Annotated in this window: 22 protein-coding genes and 1 other annotated feature; of the genes, 21 read left to right on the top strand and 1 reads right to left on the bottom strand. The window is 47.1% G+C overall.

What is annotated here, in order from left to right:
* The first annotated feature begins 35 nt into the window (after positions 1–35).
* From sigG to MHH86_RS23120, 10 genes are all read left to right on the top strand, one after another.
* Positions 36–818, top strand: coding sequence for an RNA polymerase sporulation sigma factor SigG (sigG, locus tag MHH86_RS23165; RefSeq protein WP_036683631.1), 783 nt, complete (start codon positions 36–38; stop codon positions 816–818).
* 130 nt (positions 819–948) lie between these two features.
* Complete coding sequence (locus tag MHH86_RS23160) at positions 949–1,293, top strand: YlmC/YmxH family sporulation protein (RefSeq protein ID WP_036683628.1); 345 nt, start codon at positions 949–951, stop codon at positions 1,291–1,293.
* A gap of 104 nt (positions 1,294–1,397) precedes the next feature.
* On the top strand, positions 1,398–2,255 hold the full coding sequence (gene pgeF / locus MHH86_RS23155; protein WP_076098551.1) for a peptidoglycan editing factor PgeF: 858 nt from the start codon (positions 1,398–1,400) through the stop codon (positions 2,253–2,255).
* 3 nt (positions 2,256–2,258) lie between these two features.
* The gene (locus MHH86_RS23150) at positions 2,259–2,945 is read left to right on the top strand and encodes a YggS family pyridoxal phosphate-dependent enzyme (RefSeq protein ID WP_076213942.1); all 687 of its coding nucleotides are present in this window, start codon (positions 2,259–2,261) and stop codon (positions 2,943–2,945) included.
* Positions 2,946–2,956: 11 nt separating this feature from the next.
* Positions 2,957–3,397, top strand: a complete 441-nt coding sequence (gene sepF / locus MHH86_RS23145) for a cell division protein SepF (RefSeq protein ID WP_036683619.1) — start codon at positions 2,957–2,959, stop codon at positions 3,395–3,397.
* 7 nt (positions 3,398–3,404) lie between these two features.
* Complete coding sequence (locus tag MHH86_RS23140) at positions 3,405–3,671, top strand: YggT family protein (RefSeq protein WP_036683616.1); 267 nt, start codon at positions 3,405–3,407, stop codon at positions 3,669–3,671.
* Positions 3,672–3,680: 9 nt separating this feature from the next.
* Complete coding sequence (locus MHH86_RS23135; RefSeq protein WP_038572849.1) at positions 3,681–4,463, top strand: YlmH/Sll1252 family protein; 783 nt, start codon at positions 3,681–3,683, stop codon at positions 4,461–4,463.
* A 227-nt stretch (positions 4,464–4,690) separates the two neighbouring features.
* Positions 4,691–5,203, top strand: a complete 513-nt coding sequence (locus MHH86_RS23130; protein ID WP_051491297.1) for a DivIVA domain-containing protein — start codon at positions 4,691–4,693, stop codon at positions 5,201–5,203.
* A 185-nt stretch (positions 5,204–5,388) separates the two neighbouring features.
* Positions 5,389–5,663, top strand: a binding site (T-box leader).
* Between the two features lie 903 nt (positions 5,664–6,566).
* Positions 6,567–9,659, top strand: a complete 3,093-nt coding sequence (ileS, locus tag MHH86_RS23125; protein WP_036683608.1) for an isoleucine--tRNA ligase — start codon at positions 6,567–6,569, stop codon at positions 9,657–9,659.
* A 329-nt stretch (positions 9,660–9,988) separates the two neighbouring features.
* Complete coding sequence (locus MHH86_RS23120) at positions 9,989–10,285, top strand: DUF5665 domain-containing protein (RefSeq protein WP_051491300.1); 297 nt, start codon at positions 9,989–9,991, stop codon at positions 10,283–10,285.
* A gap of 92 nt (positions 10,286–10,377) precedes the next feature.
* Here MHH86_RS23120 and MHH86_RS23115 read toward each other — a convergent pair whose 3' ends face one another.
* Complete coding sequence (locus tag MHH86_RS23115; protein ID WP_036683605.1) at positions 10,378–11,100, bottom strand: TraR/DksA C4-type zinc finger protein; 723 nt, start codon at positions 11,098–11,100, stop codon at positions 10,378–10,380.
* A 246-nt stretch (positions 11,101–11,346) separates the two neighbouring features.
* On the opposite strand from MHH86_RS23115, the gene lspA reads away from it, so the two are divergent.
* The 11 genes from lspA to pyrE all read left to right on the top strand — a co-directional run bounded on the left by lspA (position 11,347) and on the right by pyrE (position 24,146).
* On the top strand, positions 11,347–11,859 hold the full coding sequence (lspA, locus tag MHH86_RS23110; RefSeq protein WP_036683603.1) for a signal peptidase II: 513 nt from the start codon (positions 11,347–11,349) through the stop codon (positions 11,857–11,859).
* Positions 11,852–12,823: an RluA family pseudouridine synthase gene (locus MHH86_RS23105; protein ID WP_038572843.1), complete on the top strand. Its 972-nt coding sequence runs from the start codon at positions 11,852–11,854 to the stop codon at positions 12,821–12,823. The genes lspA and MHH86_RS23105 overlap by 8 nt, the downstream gene beginning before the upstream one ends.
* A 205-nt stretch (positions 12,824–13,028) precedes the next feature.
* Positions 13,029–14,282 carry an LL-diaminopimelate aminotransferase gene (locus MHH86_RS23100; RefSeq protein ID WP_036683598.1) on the top strand — a complete coding sequence of 418 codons (1,254 nt, stop codon included), beginning with the start codon at positions 13,029–13,031 and terminating at the stop codon, positions 14,280–14,282.
* 38 nt (positions 14,283–14,320) lie between these two features.
* Positions 14,321–14,485: a hypothetical protein gene (locus MHH86_RS23095; protein WP_155986567.1), complete on the top strand. Its 165-nt coding sequence runs from the start codon at positions 14,321–14,323 to the stop codon at positions 14,483–14,485.
* Between the two features lie 775 nt (positions 14,486–15,260).
* The gene (gene pyrR / locus MHH86_RS23090; protein ID WP_036683379.1) at positions 15,261–15,824 is read left to right on the top strand and encodes a bifunctional pyr operon transcriptional regulator/uracil phosphoribosyltransferase PyrR; all 564 of its coding nucleotides are present in this window, start codon (positions 15,261–15,263) and stop codon (positions 15,822–15,824) included.
* Between the two features lie 4 nt (positions 15,825–15,828).
* Positions 15,829–16,734, top strand: a complete 906-nt coding sequence (locus MHH86_RS23085) for an aspartate carbamoyltransferase catalytic subunit (protein WP_036683376.1) — start codon at positions 15,829–15,831, stop codon at positions 16,732–16,734.
* A gap of 109 nt (positions 16,735–16,843) precedes the next feature.
* Positions 16,844–18,127 (top strand): dihydroorotase, encoded by a 1,284-nt coding sequence (locus MHH86_RS23080; RefSeq protein WP_076275667.1) that lies wholly within the window; start codon positions 16,844–16,846, stop codon positions 18,125–18,127.
* Positions 18,128–18,242: 115 nt separating this feature from the next.
* Positions 18,243–19,424 (top strand): glutamine-hydrolyzing carbamoyl-phosphate synthase small subunit, encoded by a 1,182-nt coding sequence (gene carA / locus MHH86_RS23075; protein ID WP_051491286.1) that lies wholly within the window; start codon positions 18,243–18,245, stop codon positions 19,422–19,424.
* A 1-nt stretch (position 19,425) separates the two neighbouring features.
* Complete coding sequence (gene carB, locus MHH86_RS23070; RefSeq protein ID WP_036683372.1) at positions 19,426–22,653, top strand: carbamoyl-phosphate synthase large subunit; 3,228 nt, start codon at positions 19,426–19,428, stop codon at positions 22,651–22,653.
* 111 nt (positions 22,654–22,764) lie between these two features.
* Positions 22,765–23,511: an orotidine-5'-phosphate decarboxylase gene (gene pyrF / locus MHH86_RS23065; protein WP_036683371.1), complete on the top strand. Its 747-nt coding sequence runs from the start codon at positions 22,765–22,767 to the stop codon at positions 23,509–23,511.
* Entirely contained in the window at positions 23,508–24,146 is a 639-nt protein-coding gene (gene pyrE / locus MHH86_RS23060) for an orotate phosphoribosyltransferase (protein ID WP_036683370.1), read from the top strand. The genes pyrF and pyrE overlap by 4 nt, the downstream gene beginning before the upstream one ends.
* The last annotated feature ends 227 nt before the right edge of the window (positions 24,147–24,373 follow it).

Below are 24,373 nucleotides of genomic sequence, written 5' to 3'. Positions count from 1 at the left end.
GTACAGTAATGTTTCTCCTTGGGAGGTAAATCATCATGACCCGTAATAAAGTCGAGATTTGCGGTGTGGATACTGCTAAGCTGCCTGTTCTAACGAATGTGGAAATGCGGCAACTGTTCACTTCGCTGCAGCAGCAGGGCGAGCGATCCGCCAGAGAGAAATTGGTAAACGGTAATCTTAGACTTGTTCTAAGCGTTATCCAGAGGTTCAATAATAGGGGAGAATTTGTTGACGATTTGTTCCAGGTGGGTTGCATCGGTCTGATGAAAGCCATTGATAATTTCGATTTATCACAAAACGTTAAATTCTCCACATATGCAGTTCCGATGATTATCGGTGAGATTCGGCGTTACCTGCGTGATAACAACCCGATTCGGGTATCACGTTCTCTCAGAGATATCGCCTACAAGGCGCTCCAGGTACGTGATAGTCTGACCAATCAGAACTCGCGGGAACCGACGATATTCGAAATATCAGAAGCGCTGGGTGTGCCGAAGGAAGATGTTGTATTTGCTCTTGATGCCATTCAGGATCCAGTGTCCTTATTCGAGCCGATCTATCATGACGGCGGCGATCCTATTTATGTAATGGACCAGATTAGCGACGATAAGAATAAGGATGTGTCGTGGATCGAAGAAATTGCATTACGTGAAGCGATGCGTAAGTTAGGACAAAGGGAGAAACGAATTTTATCCATGCGGTTTTTCGAAGGGAAAACACAGATGGAGGTCGCAGACGAGATTGGCATTTCACAGGCACAGGTCTCACGTCTGGAGAAATCTGCGATTCAGCAAATGCAAAAACACGTGAAATCTTAGAGCAGTAGCCATGAGGAGATATTCCAGAATCCGGGTTAAGGATTTTGGGCGATCTCCTCTTTTTAATGAATGTAGACAAGCTTCCGTATCATATATTGGACTATAGGTCGGATTGTACAGGGGTGGTGAGATGAACGAGGATTATCAAGGGTCTGCCAAAAAAATGAAAATCTCTGATTTTCAGACGAAGGATGTTATCAACATTGTAGATGGCAAGCGGCTGGGGCAGATTAGTGATCTGGAGCTTGATTTGCGCCGTGGTGTCATAGATGCCATCGTTATACCCGGATACACTCGGTTTATGGGATTGTTCGGAGGCGGGACAGATCTGATTATTCCATGGCGGAATATAGTCAAGATCGGGTCCGATGTAGTGCTCGTGAAGATTGAAGAGTCACGGATGTCTCCGGGACAGGAAGAGCGGGAAACGATGTATCTGGAGCGGGGAGATCGCAGCGAACGGCGCACTTATTAATTAGGTGCGTTTTTTGTTTTTTTATTTAAGAATTTAGGCGATCTGGCTTAAGCGTCACTTTGTACGGGTATTTACATGTGGTACACTAAGGCGGAGGTGAGGAAATGGAACCGTTTGTGCAGGGGAAAGAAATGCTTATGCTGCTCCATCTGGAGCCGTGGCGAGTGGAGCATAACGAGATTACAGCGGGGTTTACTGGTAGACAGGGAGGGGCTAGCAAGGCGCCCTATGACAGCCTGAATTGTGCGTTTCACGTTGGGGATGCTCCTGAAGCTGTCCTGAGCAATCGGAGAGCGCTTGCCGAAGCTCTTGATTTCAAACCGGAAGCATGGACCTGTGGAGAACAAACCCATGGGGCAGAGATAGCTGTGGTAAGGGAAGTAGACCGTGGGCGGGGACAACAGGACAGAGCATCGGCATTTCAAGCCACGGACGGTCTGCTGACGGATGTGCCCGGGGTTTTGTTGACTTCTTTTTATGCGGATTGTGTGCCCCTTTATTTTTATGATCCCGTGCGTAGAGTCGTCGGTCTTGCGCATGCAGGCTGGAAAGGGACGGTGGCTCAGATTGCCGCAGCCATGGTGAATAAGCTGCAAACGGTATACGGCAGCAATCCACATGATATTGTGGCAGCGATCGGTCCATCCATTGGCGACTGCTGTTATGAGGTGGATGATTATGTGATGGAGCATGTTCGCCAGTTGGAGGGCAGCTTGAATGAGGGTATAGAAACTTTCGATGCTGTGGAGCTTTACAGAGCCTCAGAGACTGATCAGAGTAAATACTTGCTAAACTTGAAAGAAATGAATCGACGCATTATGATAAAAGCAGGAATATTGCCGACTCATATCGAATGTACAACATGGTGTACAAGCTGTAATCGTGATTTGTTTTTTTCATATCGCAAAGAAAACGGTATTACAGGCAGAATGACGAGCTGGATCGGAATAAAGGAGAGTTGAAAGTTGTCTTTAACACTGCAGGAGAGAATTGCTGAGGTAGAGCAACGTGTAGCACGTGCCTGCGCGGCAAGCGGCCGGGATCGTAATGACGTCAAGGTAATTGCAGTGACGAAATATGTTTCTCTGGAAATGGTATCCTCCGTATTGGAGGCAGGACTAGAGCATATTGCCGAGAGTCGCTGGCAGGATGCTGAGCACAAATGGAAGGTTTTAGGGGACAAAGGGACATGGCATTTTATCGGGCATTTGCAAACCAATAAGGTTAAAGACGTTATTGGAAAATTTCAATATATACACTCTTTGGACCGGATGTCTCTGGCGCAAGAATTACACAAAAAGGCGCTTGCCGCCGATCAGGAAGTGAATGTGTTTCTTCAAGTGAATATCTCTGGCGAAGATACGAAGTTCGGTCTGTCACCTGAGGCAGTACCTGGATTTTTACGTGAAATCGCTAGTTTGGACCGCGTTAAGGTAATTGGACTTATGACGATGGCACCTTTAGAAGGTGATCCAGAGCTTACCCGTCCTGTATTTCGCGGACTTCGTGAGCTGCGCGATGAGCTTAATCAACTTGCTTTGACACCTGAGCCGATTACGGAGCTGTCCATGGGAATGTCGAATGATTTTGAAGTGGCGATACAGGAAGGAGCTACCTGGGTACGCCTGGGTACGGTGTTAGTAGGCCATTAGGAGGGATCGTGATGAGCGTTATGAACCGATTTATGAGTTTTTTGGGCTTGCAGGAGGAAGAGGAAGTTGTGGAGCGGGAGCAAATCCACGAAGAGGATGAGTATGAGCCGGCCCCTGTAGAAACCCGCAAAAATCAAAGGGGCAACGTTGTCAGTATCCATTCGCAAAAAAATGTCAAGGTTGTATTATATGAACCACGTTCATATGATGAGGCACAGGAGATTGCTGATCATCTTCGTTCGCATCGGACGGTAGTAATTAACCTGCAGCGTGTTCGCAATGATCAAGCAATGAGAATTATTGATTTTCTCAGTGGAACTGTTTATGCCCTTGGGGGAGGAATCTCTAAAATTGGGGGCAATATATTTATGTGCACTCCAGATACTGTTGAAATTCAAGGCTCCATTACAGAAATCCTAGGTGACGATCAAGACTATAACAGAATGAGGTGAATGGGCTTTGCTTCAAATTGATTACATTATCGATATTTTGTTTAATATTTATTTTTACATGATTATTTTCTATGTGCTAATGTCCTGGTTACCCAACGTTCGTGATAACTTCATTGGAGAACTGCTAAGCAAACTCGTAGAGCCGTATTTAACACCTTTCAGACGGTTTATTCCACCGCTCTTCGGTACACTTGATATCTCTCCAATCATTGCATTACTTGTCTTGGAATTCGCAGCAGGCGGACTTAAATCTATCCTGCATTTGATTTTTTAGGCATCTGTGATGAAGAACGAAGTTTACGGGCATTTTCATCCCGATGAACGTCAATTTGTGGACAAGGCCTTTGAATGGGTTACCAACGCTGGAGAATATCATGAGACTAAATTAACTGAATTTCTCGATCCCCGCCAAGGTTTTATTCTGCAAACTTTAGTTAACCGCCATCCTGACGTGATTGTTAAATGGGAGGGTGGACATGCTGAGGCAGAGCGGAAGCGAGCGCTTGTCGCCCCTGATTATCGTGATCTGGATCAGGAAGACATGGAGCTGAAGGTGCTTGCGATAACCTCAGGGGAGCAGAAGTTTCTGGCCTTGGAGCACGGGGACTACATGGGTTCTATTCTGGGGCTGGGCGTTAAACGAGGCAAAATCGGTGATATTCATGTTCTGGACGATGGTTGTCATGTTGTAGTCGCTGCTGATATTGCAGATTATTTAGCTATGAATTTAACTGGAGTGCACCGGATACAGGTAAGTACGGAAGTATTACCCCTTTCCGCCTTGCGTAATAGTGAGGTTAAGCTGGAAGTGATGGATTTGACTGTAGCGTCCCTGCGATTGGATGGCATTGCCGCAGATGTAACACGGCTTAGCCGAAGCAAAATTCTTGCTCCCATCAAGGCTGGACGCGTTCGGGTAAACTGGAAAGTGGAGGAAGACCCATCCTGCAGTCTTAAGGATGGTGACATGGTATCTATTCAAGGTTTCGGTCGCTTCAAGGTGCTAGAGGTCGGCAGTTTGACGAAAAAGGGCCGATACCGTGTTCAGATTGGTAAATTTGTGTGAATCCCTTGCAGGAATACGGTCTTACTTGTCGAAATTGATTATTTCGAGGGAATCAAACATTTTTAAAGCTGGACGCCGATACTTTAAAGAAGAGGCGGACCATAAATGGCAGGCGGAACACAGAAACACCTTCTGCCTTTACTTGAAGTACAGTCTTTCTTCTTTGTCTGCCGCTTAGTTGCGATTTAGAGATAAAGAAGGTCCGAAATTTCTAGGAGGTGCACAGCATGCCATTAACACCGCTCGATATACATAACAAGGAGTTTTCTCGGAGACTTCGCGGTTATGATGAGGACGAGGTCAACGAATTTCTAGATCAAGTGATCAAGGATTACGAAAGCGTCATCCGTGAGAACAAGGAACTGCAGAATCAGCTCTTGTCTATTCAAGAGCGTCTGGATCATTTTGTGAATATTGAAGAAAGTTTATCAAAGACGATCTTAGTCGCTCAGGAAGCGGCGGATGATGTGAAGAACAACTCCAAGAAGGAATCCCAGCTCATTATCAAGGAAGCGGAGAAAAACGCCGATCGGATTATTAACGAAGCGTTATCCAAATCCCGTAAGGTTGCTATTGAGACTGAAGAATTGCGTAAGCAAGCTTCGATCTATCGCACTCGTTTCCGGACATTAGTGGAAGCTCAGCTGGAGCTGTTATCACAGGATGACTGGAATGCCTTAGAGAGTCGTGAGGCGAGCGAGAACGTAGCCTTCAAGGATGATGTTCTTCATCGCATCTAAAGGTTTCAGACGATAATTGGCTAAATAGAGGGAGCTATTCCCTCTATTTTTATTTTCCGATAAAATAGACCATAATAAAGTGAACTCCATGCGCAAGTACGTCCTTAATAGCTAGATTGGGCGAATGGCTGTTGACATTTAGATTCAAAAAGTCTATAAATAGAACATATCTGTATAATGTTTATATGTATTCGATGACGGGACAAGTACGACAAGGTAACGTTCTCCAGAGAGTCGGCGATTGCTGAGAGCCGATTGTTCGAGCCCTGCCGGAAGATCTTCCCCTAGAAGTTAAGCTGAAGCGTTGATCGTGCGTAAGCTTAACCGTCTGCCGGACGTTACACCGGACCTGTGCACAAGATTTACGCGCAGGACTGAGATTGTGCTGAATACACTCCCCTTAAGGATGTGCTCATGCGCAGAATTAGGGTGGTATCGCGAGCGTCGTCTCGCCCCTTTGGGGGTGGGATGACGCTTATTTTGTTGTTCCGGGGCGGCCATCCCCCTAAATCCCCCTTTCTAAGGGGGACCCCAAGGGCTGCCGCCCTCTGGACACCCGCAAAGTAAAGCCTCGTGCAAATAGGTACGGTGGTGGAAACAAACGGACTCATGTGGCTGAACGAGCGGCCCTTCTTAGGCTCCCCTGGCGGGTTCGCCTGCGGGGCCTTAACGGCAAGAGCGGTGCGCGACCAGCTGCGCAAGGTCGCGAAATGGCGCCCCGAGCGATTGCTGCCCTAACGGGATCGCGGCTCGGGTGCCCGGAAAGAAGGGGCGGTTGCTGCGCAATGCCGCCGAAGCCCCCGAGCGATTGCTGCCCTGCGGGATCGCGGCTCGGGAGCCAGGGCAAGAGCGGTGTGCGACCAGCTGCGCAAGGTCGCTCATTGGCGCCCCGAGCAATTGCTGCCCTAACGGGATCGCGGCTCGGGTGCCAGGGCAAGAGCGGTGAGCGGCCAGCTGCGCAAGGTCACTCATTGGCGCCCCGAGCGATTGCTGCCCTACGGGATCGCGGCTCGAGAGCCAGGGCAAGAGCGGTGAGCGACCAGCTGCGCAAGGTCACTCATTGGCGCCCCGAGCGATTGCTGCCCTGCGGGATCGCGGCTCGGGAGCCAGGGCAAGAGCGGTGAGCGACCAGCTGCGCAAGGTCGCGTATGGCCCCGAGCGATTGCTGCCCTAACGGGATCGCGGCTCGGGTGCCCGGAAAGAAGGGGCGGTTGCTGCGCAATGCCGCCGAAGCCCCCGAGCGATTGCTGCCCTAACGGGATCGCGGCTCGGGTGCCCGGAAAGAAGGGGCAGCTGCTGCGCAGGATCGCCCAAGGATCGAAAAGAGCTTTATAGACTAATCCATGAAAGGATTGACCATCACATGCAAAAAGTAGATGTCAGAGAAAAGGCGCGGGCAAGAGATGTCCGCATATTGAAGAAATGGAACGAAGAGAATACGTTCCGCAAGTCCATGGAGAACCGTGAGGGACGTCCAAACTATGTATTCTATGAAGGTCCGCCAACAGCAAACGGTGCGCCGCATATCGGACACGTGCTGGGACGGGTAATCAAGGATTTCATCGGTCGTTACCAGACAATGAAAGGTTACCGCGTGGTACGTAAAGCAGGCTGGGATACACATGGTCTGCCAGTAGAACTAGGTGTACAAAAGAAGCTTGGCATCTCCGGTAAACAAGAGATTGAGGAATATGGCGTAGAAAAATTCATCCAGGAATGTAAAGACAGCGTCTTCGGTTATGAGAAGCAATGGCGTGAATTTACAGAAGCGATTGGATACTGGACAGATCTAGATAATCCTTACGTAACCTTGGATAACACCTATATCGAAAGTGTATGGAACATCTTGGCTACAGTGCATGAGAACGGGTTGCTTTACCGCGGACACCGTGTTAGCCCGTATTGCCCGAGCTGCCAGACTACATTAAGCTCGCATGAAGTTGCCCAAGGCTACAAAACCGTTAAGGATCTCAGTGCAACTGCGAAGTTCAAGCTGGATGACAGCGGAGACTACGTATTGGCTTGGACGACAACACCTTGGACCTTGCCAGCCCATATGGCGCTAGCTATGAATCCGGACATGGATTATGTACGTGTGCAACAAGAAGATGGTGTGTACATCGTTGCTAAAAACTTGGTCGAAGAAGTAATGAAAGGCGAGCACACAGTCCTTTCTACACATAAAGGTTCCGAGTTTATCGGTAAAACTTACGCACCTCCATTCGGATATATTAAGGCAGAGAAAAGCAATGTTATCGTAGGTGCTTCTTTCGTTACAGATTCCAGTGGTACAGGGATCGTACACATGGCACCAGCACATGGTGAAGATGACTACAAGACTTGCCGTGAGAATGGCATCAGCTTCGTAAATGTGGTTGATAATTCCGGTAAGTATACGGATGTAGTTTCTGATTTTGCGGGACGTTTTGTTAAGGATTGCGATCTGGATATCATTAAGGTTTTGTCTGAAAAAGGATTGCTTTACGGTAAAGAGAAATACGAGCACAGCTATCCGTTCTGCTGGCGTTGTGATACACCACTTTTGTATTACGCAACAGACAGCTGGTTCATCAACACTACAGCGATCAAAGATCAGCTGATTGCTAACAACAACAGTGTGGCTTGGTACCCTGAGCATGTACGTGAAGGTCGTTTCGGGAAGTTCTTGGATGAACTGGTTGACTGGAATATCAGCCGTAACCGTTATTGGGGTACACCCCTCAACGTCTGGGTATGTCAAGAAACGGGCAAAGAGTTTGCACCACACAGCATTGAAGAGCTAAGAGCGATGGCGATTGGTGATGTTCCTGAAGATATCGAGCTGCATAAACCTTTCGTGGATAAGATCAAGCTGCGCAGTCCGTTTAGCGAAGGTGCAGAGATGGTTCGTACATCGGAAGTGATCGACGTATGGTTCGACAGTGGCTCAATGCCTTTTGCACAAAGCCATTATCCATTTGAGAACGAGGATAAGCTGAATGATCAGTACCCGGCAGATATGATCTGTGAAGGGATCGACCAGACCCGCGGATGGTTCTACAGCTTGCTTGCAGTATCCACCTTGTTTAAGGGTAAAGCTCCATATAAAGCAGTTATTGCTCACGGTCATATCCTCGATGAGAATGGTCAAAAAATGTCCAAATCCAAAGGCAATGTTATTGATCCTTGGGAAATCATGAACGATTACGGCACGGATGCATTCCGTTGGGCTATTTTGTCCGACAGTGCACCGTGGAATAATAAACGTTTCTCGCGTGGTCTTGTAGGTGAGACAAAATCTAAAGTAGTGGATACGCTGGTGAATACACATGCCTTCTTAACGCTTTATGCGGGCATCGATGGATACGACCCAGCCGATCATCCTTTTAAGGTATCAAAACATAAGCTGGACCGCTGGATCCTGTCCCGTCTGAACAGCTTGATTCTTTTGGTGGATAAAGGACTTGCGGTAAATGACTTCGTAAATACGTCTAGAGCGATTGAGAACTTTGTGGATGAGCTGAGCAACTGGTATATCCGTCGTTCCCGTGACCGCTTCTGGGGTAGTGGTCTAGGTGAAGATAAATTGGATGCTTACCGTACGTTGACTCATGTGCTTTTGGCGACAGCGACTTTGATGGCTCCATTTACACCGATGTTGTCCGAAGATATCTTCACGAACCTTGGCGGCGGAGAAAGTGTGCATTTGGCAGACTACCCGGTTGCTGACGAGAACTTGATCGATAAAGAGCTGGAAGAGGATATGGAAAGTGCAAGACAGATCGTTGAGCTGGCGCGTAACGTACGTAACGAAACAGGCATTAAGAATCGTCAACCGCTGTCCGAGCTGATCGTTTCGATGAACCGTGACTTCCATTTGTCTGAGTATGAAGAGATCATCAAAGACGAGATCAACATCAAGAACATCGTGCTGGAGAACAGTGACAGCGGATTTGTTGATTTCACGCTCAAGCTGAATCTTAAGGTTGCCGGTAAAAAATACGGTAAAAACGTAGGCTTCCTGCAAGGCTTTCTGAAAGCTATGGATAGTGACTCTACCCGTAAAGCGGTGCAAGACGGCTCAATCGCGATTGCGACACCTGAAGGTGAAGAGCTTGTAATCACTTCTGAAGAGCTGCTTGTTGAAAAACAAGCCAAAGCAGGTTTCGCCGCAGCTTCCGGATATGGAGTTACGGTTGCGCTCAATACCGAAATCACGCCTGAGCTTGAACAAGAAGGCTGGGTTCGTGAGATTATTCGTGCGGTTCAAGATTACCGTAAACGTCTGGATCTGCCGATCGAGAAACGGATCGCACTCACTTTGAAGTTAGACGATGAGCTAAAAGCAGCTGTTACAGCATTTGACAATGTACTGCGAGACAATGTACTTGTGACTACGGTTGATTTTGATGGAGAACATGCTTTTGAGACGGTAGAAGTCGGTGATAAATCAATCGGTATCCATATCGAAGCATAATTCTGCATTACCTGTCCCAAAACAGCATATACTAGCGGCATAAGTGTAAACGGAGATCTTCCGTTTATGCGGGAAATATAGTCTTTATATTTCGGCGCAAAACTAACGAGTCCCGAGCTTAAGGAGATGAATTCTCTTTGGCCGGGCTCGTTTACTTTGTAGCGAAGGAAAGACATATGAGAGGAGCCGTAGCTGTGGAGGGAAACAAGAGGAGAATCTCCATTAAGACATCCGGCAATAAGAATAACCCAGACAAGGAAAAGGAGAATAAGGCTTTTCCTGAAGTTAATCCTGAGTATCTAACAGCAGATCCGCGTAATCCCGAGGATATTCCGCTGGAAGAAAAAATGAATACGATGTACCGATTGACCTTTGAGTGGGCTCATATTTTGGAAAAATCCCGAATTTATCAATATACGGATCTACTATATTCACCTTGGCGGTTGATTTGGAGAAATATTTTATTTGGAGCAGCTCGGGGAGTTGGGATTGCACTGGGTTTTACTTTTTTTGCGGCAACGATTATTTATATCCTTCAGGGACTAGGCGCGCTCAATCTACCGATCATTGGGGATTATATTGCGGATATTGTGCGGATCGTACAGCGTCAGCTAGAATTCAAATAGCCATCGAAACGTTAAGATTAAAAACAGCGAACCATTCCTTAAAACTGGAACAGTACGCCGTTTAAATGATTTTGTGTATGGGACATCTGTGTTTAGTCTTCCTCGAGAGGATCAAGACTATGGGTTGCCTCGTCACTGTCCAAATAACGCTGGTAGCTCCGTCCCGGCACTACAATCAGATTGTTGCCCGTGATATCAGTGGCGATAAAGTTCTCCCAAGGCTCTACGCAGCCTTCCAGCTCATCGGCTTCAATCTCCATATCATTATAAGAATCAATATTGTTGCCCTCCGCCATGGCGGGAGAATTCGAGGTACCCCAGCTTTCAACAATCTGCCAGGCATCCTCGCCGTCAAAACCGTTTTGATCGTCGCGCTCATCCAGACTGGTGCGTCCAAAAGGTGGAGATAACAGCTCCTCTTCCACTGGACGAGTGAAAGGTGCGTTTTGCCGCGGGTTGTGCTCTTTACAATAAAGTGTGGAAGGGATGGCAGATAAACGTTCAAAAGGGATCGGCTCACCACTAGCCTTGCATATCCCATAAGTGCCATTATCCATAGCGGATAAAGCAGCTTCAATATCGTCCAGCTCATGCTCGTCCCGTTCTAACAGTGAAATGTCCATGGAGCGATTATACAAATCGGTGGCTGCATCTCCTGGATGGTTGTCATTCTCGGAAAGTTCTCCGGAACCATCCCGCATGGATTCATCTAAGCCGTAATGCTCATTATTCTGAAGCCTGCGCTGAATCGTATCCCGATCTTTTTCCAATCGTGCACGTAGCTCTGAGAGCTGCTGTACTGTCAGGTGCGTCATAATGAGAAAGCTCCTTTCTGTACCTTTTATAAGAATCATTCCGACTTGCCGGATAACACCGGATGGTTCTTCTGTTAGGTTGACCGGAGAGCAGGGATTTTACCGCTGGAAAATAGTCCCCAAGATTGAACTTAGCGGATGTCCCGCAATAGACGATTCTTTAAGGGCTGTGCTACAATATACAAGTCTTTAAACAGTATTCGTACCGCATTTAGCGGGAAAAATAAGAACGGAGTGACAACTTCTGTGGTGTACTATTTGATTGCTCTTATTGTATTTTTGGTGGATCAAGGGACAAAGTATCTCATTGCTACACGTCTGGAGATCGGAGAACAGATTTCTGTTATCGGAGATTTTTTCCTGATTACCTCTCATCGCAATCGCGGGGCTGCTTTTGGGATTCTCGAAGGTCAGCAATGGTTCTTCTTTCTAGTTACGGTTGTAGTGGTTAGTGGTATCGTTTGGTATTTGAACAAGACTAGACACTCGCGGAAGCTGTTATCTGTTGCCCTAGGGCTTGTACTGGGTGGAGCTATCGGTAACTTCCTGGACCGGATAATCAATGGTGAGGTTGTTGATTTCCTTCTGTTCAATTTTGGGAGCTATAGCTTCCCGATTTTTAATGTGGCGGATTCTTGTATCGTCATTGGGGTTGGATTGATTCTTCTGGATTCTTTTCGTGACCTTAAAAACGGCGAAGAAATTACAGAAATAAAAGAAGTAAAAGAAGCAAAGGAAGTAAGAGAAGGGAATGAATGATTTGAATAAAGACGTCAATCACCAAGCGGCATCTACGAGCGAAGAAGAGAGGGACGTCACGGAATGGACCGTTTCGGCAGAGAACGCGCGGGAGCGAATCGATAAATATATTACGGAATCATGGGAAGAAGAAATTTCCCGTTCTCAGGTGCAGCTGTGGATCAGCGGCGGTAACGTTACGGTTAATGGCAAGCCAGTGAAAGCCAACTATAAGCTATCGGAAGGCGACGTGGTTAGCGTTGTTGTCCCTGAAGCAGAAGTAACGGATTTGATCGCGGAGAACATTCCTCTTGAAGTTGTATATGAAGACAGCGATGTCATTGTGATTAATAAACCCCGGGGCATGGTTGTGCATCCAGCTGCGGGACATCCGTCAGGCACCTTAGTAAATGCGCTGATGTATCACTGTAAGGATCTGTCCGGCATTAACGGTGAGATTCGTCCAGGTATTGTACATCGGATCGATAAGGATACCTCTGGTCTTATCATGGTGGCTAAGAATGATGCCAGTCATGCCTCACTTGCCGCACAGCTTAAAGAGCATAGTGTTACGCGCCGATATATTGCAGTCGTACACGGCAACTTGTCGCATGATAAGGGCACTGTTGACGCACCGATTGGCAGAGATCCACATGATCGCAAGCTATACACAGTAACCGAAAAGAACAGCAAAAAATCCGTGACCCATTTTACAGTAATGGAACGCTTCGGAGATTGTACACTGCTGGAGCTGCAGCTGGAGACTGGCCGCACGCATCAGATCAGGGTACATATGAAGTTCATTGGCCATCCACTTGTAGGCGATCCGATATATGGACGCAGCAAGGGCACTACGATGAATGGACAAGCGTTGCATGCGGCGGTGCTCGGATTTATTCATCCTACTACAGGTGAATATAAAGAATTCAGCAGACCTATTCCGGAGGACATGGAAGAAGTCCTGTTCACACTACGCAGCAGATAAGTACAAATGAAGTGATAATTAGTCTATGGTATTGAACACTACTTTACGGCATATTTAAAAACATAAGGATAAAGAAAGGGTAATGCCTTATTCTTTATCCTTATTTTTATAATGAAACGGATATCCGGAAACATACGCCATCCAAGGGACGGCGAAGCCGTTTCTTTTAAAAGTAGAATAGATATTCAGGAGATGAGATGACAGTATGAGTATTGAACAATACCAAGATAGCTTCATTCAGACTAATTTTGCAGACCGCATCGGCGGTGCCAATTATGGCAAAGACACTTCGATTTATAAATTCGAGAAAATCAAACGTGCTAAAGCATCCGCAAAACAGGATTTTCCTAACATTGAACTAATTGATATGGGCGTAGGCGAGCCGGATGAGATGGCGGATGCGGGTATCGTAGCTAAGCTTGCTGAAGAAGCAGCGAAGGAAGAAAACCGCGGATATGCGGACAACGGAATTGCCGAATTCAAGACTGCTGCTGCTGAATATTTGCGGGAAGTTTTCCGGGTGGAAGGAATTGATCCAGAAACGGAAGTAGTTCACTCCATCGGATCGAAGCCTGCGCTGGCTATGTTGCCATCTTGTTTTATCAATCCAGGTGATATCACGATTATGACCGTGCCGGGTTATCCAGTCTTGGGTACACATACTAAATATTTGGGTGGACAAGTATTTACAGTGGAGCTGAAGAAGGAGAATAAATTCCTTCCAGATTTGAACGAAATTCCGGAAGACATTGCTCGTAAAGCTAAGCTTCTTTATCTAAACTATCCAAACAATCCAACGGGCGCTAGTGCCACTCCTGAGTTTTTTGCTGAGGTCGTTGCATGGGCGAAAAAATACGATGTAGTGGTTATCCATGACGCACCTTATGCTGCCTTGACTTATGACGGTTTGAAGCCACTTAGCTTCCTCTCCGTTCCAGGTGCAAAGGATGTGGGTGTAGAGCTGCATTCTCTTTCTAAGTCTTACAATATGACGGGCTGGAGAATTGGTTTTGTGGCTGGTAATCCGCTAGTGGTTAAAGCTTTCAGCGATGTGAAGGATAATAACGATTCCGGCCAATTTATCGCGATTCAAAAAGCAGCGGCTTATGGTCTTGCTCATCCGGAGATTACTGAAGCGATTGCGGATAAATACTCCCGTCGTCACAACCTGCTGGTTGATGCACTGAACAGCCTTGGCTTTAAGGCTGAGAAGCCAAAAGGTTCCTTCTTCCTGTATGTCGCTGCACCTAAGGGAATCAAAGGCGGCCGTCGCTTTGAATCCGGTGAGGATTTCTCCCAATTCCTGATTCGTGAGAAGCTGATCTCCACTGTGCCTTGGGATGATGCAGGTCCGTTTGTTCGTTTCTCCGTTACCTTTATTGCTAAAGGTGAAGAGGAAGAGAGACGTGTCATCTCTGAAATTCAAAGACGTCTTAGCGATGTGGAATTTGAGTTTTAAGCATTGTTATTGAAATTAATGAGGCTGTCTCAAAAGTAGTGAATTCTACTTGGGGGCAGCTTCTTTTTTATGGAATAGGAAATGTGGATGTTGCTGTGCCTTATGACTATATGCCACGTGTCGTGTTCTGTACTATTGGGGTGGGTGGTGGATCAATGCTGTGTGTGATTTTCGTACAGCTTGCAGTAGATGATTTGTGGTAGCTGTGACGGTGGAATTTGTGCGGTGGACTTGTGTGGCGGACTTGTGTGGTGAGCTATATGCGTTCTGTGTTTGTGCGAAGTAAAGAGTGGGTTATAAACTAATTAGGGAAAAACTCCCTGAAATTAGCCGATATTCGCTCTGAATTTACGAAACCAGGGAAAAACTCCCTAATAATCAGGGGGTTTTCTATATTAATCACTGAATCGGCCAACAATTAGGGAAGTTTTCCCTAATTACAAGTCTGATGAACAGAAATCACTGACTTTCAGGGAGAAATTCCCTAATTACTATATAAGAACCTCACCAATTGCATCATTTTCAGCATTACTAGGTGCGCCTCTTGAACCATTTGGACATCAAGTAGTGTTAAGAACATAAACGAGGCTGTCCAAAAAGCGATGAAACGGCTATTTGGGTTCAGCCTCGTTTTTTATGCAGATATACTGAGTACCGCTTTCCCCTTGTTGTTAATAGAAGTAAGGAAGAGAAGTGCAAAAGTTTAGGCAGAGAAAGTTGACATGAGGGGGTTGTTCTGTCATAATTCTTGTTAAATGAATAGCGCCTTTAATTCAGTCCTGTGAGGCTGGCAAGGTAACGTGAATCGAGGTTCGCGACTCTTAGAAAGGTATCCGTGTGTAAATACGGAACTGTCTTTTTATGCGCGCGGCCGTCATCTTCCTCATCTGCGGATTTCACTCCTTGCCTGTTATAGGCAAGGAGTTTTTTGATTTCCGGGAACTTGAATAGGCGAACAAGCTGGAGGGTGACAAGATTATGGTTACTGAGAAAAATGTCATTATGGATGAAACGGCGATCCGCCGGGCCTTATCGCGTATTGCTCATGAGATTTTGGAGAAGAACAAAGGTATCGAAAATTGTCTGCTGGTCGGCATTCGGACACGAGGTGTGTATCTGGCACAGCGTATCGCTGAGCGCATCAAGGAGATTGAAGGCGTCGAGATTCCATACGGTGAGCTGGATATCACACATTACCGGGATGATCGTGAAGTGGAAGGCAGTGAAGCAGTAGTGAAGAGTAACGTCGTTATTACTTCAGGAAGTGCTGGCATCCATGATCAGAAAGTCATTTTGTTCGATGATGTACTTTACACCGGACGCACCATCCGCGCGGCGATGGACGCTTTGATGGATTGCGGACGCCCACGAATGATTCAACTGGCAGTACTGGCTGACCGCGGACACCGCGAGCTGCCGATCCGGCCGGACTACATCGGTAAGAATGTACCTACCTCAAAGCACGAGCAGATTGAAGTGGCGCTGAAGGAATACGACGGCAAAGATGAGGTCTACATTATTTCAAACCGGGAGGAACGATAACATCATGACACTTACCAAGGTAAAGGAACGTAGTCTGCTGGGAATCAAAGAGCTTGACCGGTCGGAAATTATCCAACTGCTTGACAGAACAGCATTTTGGGACAATCAAAGTGAAAAGCTGACGCCCATCTTGAACTCCCATTTTATTTCTAACATGTTTTTTGAGAACAGCACACGCACACGCTTCTCTTTCGAGATGGCAGAGAAACGACTAGGTGCGCAAGTACTTAATTTTACGGCTGCAGCTTCTAGTGTAGAAAAAGGGGAGTCGATCTACGATACAGTGCGCACACTGGAATCGATGGGGATCGATGCCGGAGTTGTGCGTTTGAAGCCTGCAGGTGTGCTGCAGCAGTTAGCTGAGAAGGTGTCCATACCGCTTATCAATGCGGGCGACGGTAACAATGAACATCCTACGCAGGCGCTGCTTGATTTATACACCATGACCAAAACCTTTGGGGAACTAAAAGGCCTGACAGTCTCCATCATTGGGGACATTATGCATAGCCGCGTAGCGCGTTCTAATCTCTGGGGGCTTACGAAAATGGGAGCCAAGGTGCAGTTCTGCGCACCGGATAATATGAAGGCTCCTGAGCTTATGGAGTATGCGCCTTACGTAACTATGGAAGAAGCTCTTAAAGCGGATGTAGTAATGATGCTTCGAGTACAGCTTGAGCGCCATACTTCCGGCATTAAGCTGTCTGCTGAAGATTACCGTAGCCACTATGGTCTAACAGAAGAGCGGGCAGCTAAGCTCGCCAAAGACACAATCATTATGCATCCAGCTCCGGTTAACCGGAATCTAGAGATTGATGATGCAGTAGTAGAGTGCAGTCAATCGCGGATTTTCCCGCAAATGTCTAATGGCGTACCGGTCCGGATGGCGGTTCTCGAAAGAGCTTTACTATAAGCTTACAGAATGCTAACGTATAGAGACTAATAAATATACACAAAGATGAATTTTTATTATATAATAACGAGAGGGCCCGCAGCTGTGATCTGAGGGTAAAGGTAGAATCATGACAGTGATTATTAGAAACGCCAGCGTATTGAATAAGGAAGGCTTGCTTGAGCGCAAACACATCGAACTACAGGATGGTGTGATCTCGGCTATAATCGACGGAAATGAAGCTATCGGAGAAGCCACGGAGATCATTGATGCTGAAGGTAAGCTGCTTATTCCGGGACTCATTGATATGCATGTGCACTTGCGTGAACCGGGATTTGAACACAAGGAAACAGTGGAAACCGGAAGTCGCTCAGCTGCTAAAGGCGGATTTACAACCATTGCATGTATGCCAAATACTCGTCCGGTGACAGATAGCCCGGAGATCGTGCAATTTGTGAAAGACAAGGCGCGTGAAGCAGGACTAGTTAAAGTGCTTCCTTATGCAGCCATTACGAAAAATGAGCTCGGACGTGAGTTGACGGATTTTGCGGCGCTCAAAGAAGCTGGAGCTATTGGTTATACAGACGACGGTGTGGGCGTACAAAGTGCTCAAATGATGAAAGATGCAATGAACATCGCAGCATCGCTCGATATGCCAGTCATTGCTCACTGCGAAGATAACTCGCTGGTTGAGGGCTGCTGTGTAGCTGAAGGTGAGTTCGCTAAGAAGCATGGCCTCAAAGGAATTCCGAATGAGTCAGAAGCGATCCATGTTGGACGCGATATTTTGCTGGCAGAAGCGACAGGCGTTCATTACCATGTATGCCATGTCAGTACTGAACAGTCGGTGCGGCTGATTCGCCAAGCAAAAGAGATCGGTATTAAAGTAACTGCTGAGGTATGTCCGCATCACTTGCTTCTTGCTGAAGACGATATTCCAGGCCTGGATGCCAATTGGAAAATGAACCCGCCGCTGCGCTCCCGCCGCGATGTTGAGGCGTGTATCGAAGGGTTGCTTGATGGCACACTAGATATGATTGTTACAGATCATGCGCCACATAGTGAGGAAGAGAAAGCAAAAGGAATGCAGCTGGCACCTTTTGGTATCGTTGGATTCGAGACAGCTTTCCCACTCTTATACACAGCGTTTGTAGAAACCGGAAAATGGGATTTATCCTTACTAGTACAAAGAATGACTGCCGATCCTGCACGGGTATTCAGATTGAACACCGGGGTTATGGAGATCGGAGCTCCTGCAGATTTGACACTGATCGATCTGGAGCAGGAAAAAGAAGTAGACCCAAGTTCCTTCGCAAGCAAAGGACGTAACACTCCTTTTGGCGGCTGGAAGCTTAAGGGTTGGCCGGTAAAAACTTGGGTGGACGGCAAAGCCGTATGGACTGAGAAAAACTAGCGGACTGGTGAGGCGAAATTGCTGATCTTTGCGGATCAGCAATTTGAGCGCGTACACTCCGGAAGGCATGCAAGGCATACGTATTAGACTACAGAACATGAAGGAGTGGAAGGGAATGCAGGCGAGATTGCTGCTTCAAGACGGAACTTTATTTACAGGTACCGCATTTGGCGCTGAAGGTGAAAAGACAGGCGAGGTTGTTTTTAACACAGGAATTACAGGATATCAAGAGGTGCTGTCTGACCCTTCATATTGCGGGCAAATCGTTACCATGACGTACCCATTGATCGGGAACTACGGGATTACGCGGGATGATTTCGAATCTGTTCGACCTTTCGTACACGGTTTTGTAGTGCGTCGTCATGAAGAAGTTCCAAGTAACTGGCGCGCAGAATACAGTGTGGACGACCTGCTGAAAGAATATGATATTCCTGGAATCAGCGAGATTGATACCCGGATGTTGACGCGGATTATTCGCCACTACGGAACAATGAAGGCGATTCTGACTACCTCTAATAAACGTGTAGAGGAATTGATGGAAATGATGGGCGACACTTCAATTGAAGAACTGCGCAATCAGGTAGCACGCACATCTACTCCAAGCATGTACAATAGCCCAGGAACTAAAGAACGCATCGTGCTGGTAGATTACGGAGCGAAGGCTGGTATCTTACGCGAGTTGAACAATCGCGGTTGTGATGTTGTAGTTGTACCTCATGACGTAACTGCTGATGAGATTCGTCGCCTCAATCCAGATGGTATCCAGCTGTCCAACGGCCCTGGGGACCCGAAAGACGTTCCACACGCAGTGAAGACGATCTCAGAATTGCTTGGTGAATACCCAATCTTCGGTATCTGCTTAGGTCACCAGCTGTTTGCACTGGCTTGTGGCGCGGATACAGAGAAGCTGAAATTCGGACACCGTGGCGGTAACCATCCGGTTAAAGAATTGGAGAGCGGACGTTGCTTCATTACTTCTCAGAACCATGGCTACACAGTGAATGAAGACTCTGTGAAGAGCACGGATCTAGAGGTTACTCACATTAATAATAATGATAAGACCGTTGAAGGACTTAAACATACCCGTTATCCTGCGTTTTCAGTACAGTACCATCCAGAAGCAGCACCGGGACCTCATGACAGCAGCTACTTATTCGATCGTTTCTTACAGATGATCGCTGATCATAAAGCTAACACACCTGTAAGCTCGCGCCAGGCGCAGCTTGCGGCAAACGCCAGAATCACGGCGCCAAAACCTACAGTAAAACAGCTTGAAGCCGTGAAAGGAGCTCTATAACATGCCTAAGAATGAAAAGCTTAAAAAAATATTAGTAATCGGTTCTGGACCGATTGTTATCGGGCAAGCCGCAGAATTTGACTATGCCGGAACGCAGGCCTGTCAGGCCCTGAAAGAAGAAGGCGTCGAAGTTGTGCTGATCAACAGTAACCCAGCGACTATCATGACTGACACCAATATGGCTGATAAAGTTTATATCGAGCCGATTACCCTTGAATTCGTAACTGGCATCATCCGTCAGGAGCGCCCAGATGGCTTGTTGCCAACTTTGGGAGGACAGACAGGTCTTAATATGGCTGTAGAATTGGCTCGTGCAGGAGTACTAGAGCAAGAGAATGTTAAGCTTCTAGGTACCCAGCTTGAGTCCATCGAAAAAGCAGAGGATCGCGATTTGTTCCGTGATCTGATGCGCGAACTGGAACAGCCTGTACCAGAGAGCACTATTATTACCACAGTAGATGAAGCGATGAAATTCGCTGAGGAAATTGGTTTCCCTCTAATTGTACGCCCGGCCTATACGCTTGGCGGCACCGGCGGCGGGATCTGCGACAACGAAGAAGAGCTGCTTGAGACTGTCAAAGCAGGTATTCGTTATAGCCCGATCGGACAATGTTTGGTGGAGAAAAGTATTGCCGGCATGAAGGAAGTTGAATACGAGGTTATGCGTGATGCGAACGACAACTGTATCGTTGTCTGCAACATGGAGAACTTCGACCCGGTAGGTGTGCATACAGGTGACAGTATCGTTGTGGCACCTAGCCAAACGTTATCCGATCGTGAATATCAAATGCTGCGCAGCGCTTCACTCAAAATCATTCGTGCGCTGAATATCGAGGGTGGCTGCAACGTGCAGTTCGCACTGGATCCGCAAAGCTATCAATATTATGTAATCGAAGTAAATCCACGTGTCAGCCGCTCTTCGGCTTTGGCTTCGAAAGCAACCGGTTATCCGATTGCCAAAATGGCTGCCAAAATCGCGCTTGGTTACACACTTGATGAAATCGTCAATCCAGTTACTGGACAGACCTATGCTTGCTTCGAGCCTACACTTGACTATATCGTAAGCAAAATCCCACGCTGGCCGTTCGACAAGTTCATTCATGCGAACCGTAAGCTGGGCACACAAATGAAAGCAACTGGAGAAGTTATGGCCATCGGTCGTACCTTCGAAGAGTCCATTCATAAAGCAATTCGTTCCCTGGAAATCGGTGTACACCGTTTCCGCCTGCCGGGCGCTGAAGATTTGGAAGAAAGCGTCCTGCGTGAACGTCTGGCAAAACCTGATGATGAGCGGTTGTTCTTGATCGCGGAAGCCTTCCGCCGCGGATTTGGCTTGCAAGAGATTCAAGATATCACTAACGTGGACTGGTGGTTCCTGTCCAAGATCGAGGGATTGATCAACTTTGAAGAGGTTATCCGTGGGGATGAAAGCTTATCAGCAGAAACCCTGTATCAAGCTAAACGCAGAGGTTTTACAGACCGTGCGATTGCTGAGATTCGTGCAGAAGGACAAGCGAACGTTAAATTCATCAAAGAAGCTGATGTACGCGCGCTTCGTTTAGAGCGAGGATTAACGCCTGTATTCAAAATGGTAGATACCTGTGCGGCTGAGTTCGAAGCTTCTACACCTTACTACTACTCTACTTATGAGACTGAAAATGAAGTCATTCATTCCGATAAACAAAAGGTTATCGTACTTGGATCGGGTCCAATCCGGATCGGTCAAGGGATTGAGTTCGATTACTCCACTGTGCATGCAGTGTGGGCGATTCAGAAGGCAGGTTATGAAGCGGTTATTATCAATAATAACCCTGAGACTGTATCTACGGACTTTAATACTTCGGACCGGTTGTATTTTGAACCCTTATTCTTTGAAGATGTAATGAACGTAATTGCGCAAGAGAATCCGATTGGAGTTATCGTACAATTCGGAGGCCAAACAGCCATTAACCTTGCTGCACCATTAAGTGCGGCTGGCGTTAAGATTCTCGGAACTAGCCTAGACAGTATTGACGAAGCTGAAGACCGGAAGAAATTCGAAGCTTTGCTGGCTCGTCTGGATATTGCCCAACCAAAAGGTAAGACGGTTATCAACGTAGATCAAGCAGTAGAAACTGCACAATCGCTTGGATATCCGGTGCTGGTACGTCCTTCCTATGTACTTGGTGGACGCGCAATGGAAATTGTATATAATGATGCGGAATTGCTTAGCTACATGGTAGAAGCGGTTAAGGTGAATCCGGAGCATCCGGTATTGATTGACCGTTACATGTTAGGTAAAGAGGTTGAGGTAGACGCAATTTGTGACGGTGAGACGGTAGTTATTCCAGGGATCATGGAGCATGTTGAGCGTGCAGGCGTTCACTCCGGTGACTCCATCGCTGTATATCCTCCGCAGTATCTGGATGAAGGTCTGAAAGCAAAAATTGCTGAGATCACAATCAAGATTGCTAAGGAACTGAAAACGATTGGTCTGGTCAACATCCAGTTCGTCATCTATCAGAATGAAGTGTACGTAATTGAAGTAAATCCGCGTTCATCGCGTACGGTTCCATTCTTGAGTAAAGTAACTGGAATTCCAATGGCGCATCTGGCAACCAAAATCATTCTCGGCGGCAAGCTGAAAGATGATGGTTATACAGAAGGTCTATGGCCGGAAAGTGATTATGTATCGGTTAAAGTGCCGGTGTTCTCTTTTGCCAAGCTGCGTAGAGTGGAACCAACACTCGGACCTGAAATGAAATCGACGGGTGAGGTTATGGGCCGCGATAAATTATATGCAAAAGCTTTGTATAAAGGTCTAATCGGAGCAGGAATGAAAATTCCAGCAACTGGCGCTATCATCGTTACAGTGGCAGATAAAGATAAAGCAGAAGCTGTGGAGCTTATGAAAGGCTTCCACTCGCTGGGTTACAAGATCATTGCTACCGGAGGCACCGCTCAAGCGCTTGAAGAAGCAGGTCTCAACGTAATGAACGTGAACAAGCTGGATGAAGGTGCACCGAACATTCTCGACTTGATTCGTGGTGGGCAAGCCAACTTCGTCTTTAATACACTGACTAAAGGGAAAACACCAGAGCGTGATGGATTCCGTATCCGTCGTGAAGCGGTTGAGAATGGCGTCGTATGTATGACATCACTCGATACAGTAACGGCACTGCTCAGAATGCTGCAGACGATCAACTTCTCGTCACAGTCCATGCCTGCTTTTGTCGGACAATTAAACTAATCTCATAAAGATGCATAGGGCGGTTTGCGTTTACGCAGACCGTTCCGCTATGCCTAGGGGCTAATAAATGAAGAGTGTGGATTTAAGTCTGCACTGGATGGGAGAACGGTTATGGGACAGGGAGATGCAAAGTGGAATGAAATGGCGAATCGCTTGATGATCGCCTTGGATTACCCTGATGTTGCTGGGGCAAGAACCTTGATTGACAAGCTGGAAGGGATTCCTTGTTATATGAAAGTGGGAATGCAGCTCTTCTATGCAGCAGGACCGGAATTCATTAATGAACTGAAATCTCGGGGGTATTCTGTATTTGCAGATGTCAAAATGCATGATATTCCTAACACGGTAAAAGGCGGGGCAGAAAGCCTTACGAACCTCGGTGTAGATATGTTTAACGTACATGCCGCAGGAGGCTCGGCAATGATGGCTGCAGCCCGTGAAGGCGCTGCTTCAGTAGTTAATGGGAATGCTACGCTTAAAATGCCTTTGATTATCGCAGTTACACAGCTAACCAGCACGAGCCAAGAAGTGATGAATAACGAAATTGGAATCGCAGGAGACGTAGCAGATACTGTAGTCAGATACGCTAAGCTGGCAGCCGCTGCAGGTCTGGATGGGGTAGTGGCTTCACCGCAAGAGTCTTCAGCGATCGCAGAGGCTTGTGGGCCCGCATTCTGCACAGTTACACCTGGTATCCGCCCAGCAGGTGCATCCCTAGGTGACCAGTCCCGGGTGATGACGCCGGGCAAAGCCATTCAGCAAGGCAGCCACTTCCTGGTGGTGGGCCGTCCTGTTACAACTGCAGCTGATCCACGTCAAGCAGCACTAAATATTATTGAGGAGATGACCCTAGCATGAGTACATTAAATAGAAGTGAACAAGTAGCAAGTTATCTGCTTACGATAGGAGCGGTGGCACTGCGACCGCAGGAGCCTTTTACCTGGACCTCTGGTATTAAGTCCCCGATCTATTGCGATAACCGTCTGACTATGGCTTACCCAGAGGTACGTAACTATATTGCTGATGCCTTCGCTGAGCTTATTAAAAGCCAGTATCCAGATGCAGAGGTGATCGCAGGTACAGCAACCGCAGGCATTCCTCACGCAGCTTGGGTAGCTGATAAACTCAATCTGCCAATGGCTTATATCCGCGATAAAGCTAAAGGTCACGGCAAGCAGAATCAGATCGAAGGCCTAATTAAGCCAGGGCAAAAGGTAGTCGTTATCGAGGACTTGATCTCCACTGGTGGAAGCTCCATCAAAGCAGCACAAGCTGTGCAAGAAGCAGGCGCAGAAGCGTTGGCTGTATTGGCAATCTTCAGCTACGAGCTGGATCGTGCGGTCGATGCTTTTGCTGCCGCTGAAATGCCATTACAAAGCTTGTCCAACTACAGCACATTGATTGATGTGGCTCTTACACAAGGCGAGATCGCAGCTACGGATGTGGAACTGCTGAAATCTTGGAGAAAAGATCCTTCCGCATTTGGCGTTTAAACTAAATATTTGAGTATAGATTGGACGGGCCTCTCACATTTTGGTGGGAGGCTTTTCTTTTTAACTGCACCGAGTGCAATTAAAAGGAAAAGGTGCTCTGACACTCTGGAATACTATACTTTGCCCCGGTGATTCCATTGCGCTGTCGTCTCAAACGCAGAATAGTTGCAGTTCGTGCACTTAAACTAACCTTCCTTAGAAGATCTGGCGATATAGTTGCACTTTGT

The sequence above is a fragment of the Paenibacillus sp. FSL F4-0097 genome (assembly GCF_038593125.1).
GTDB classification, from domain to species: domain Bacteria; phylum Bacillota; class Bacilli; order Paenibacillales; family Paenibacillaceae; genus Paenibacillus_AQ; species Paenibacillus_AQ odorifer.
Note: the sequence above shows the minus strand (reverse complement) of the source record. Positions and strands in the feature narration are given on the sequence as shown.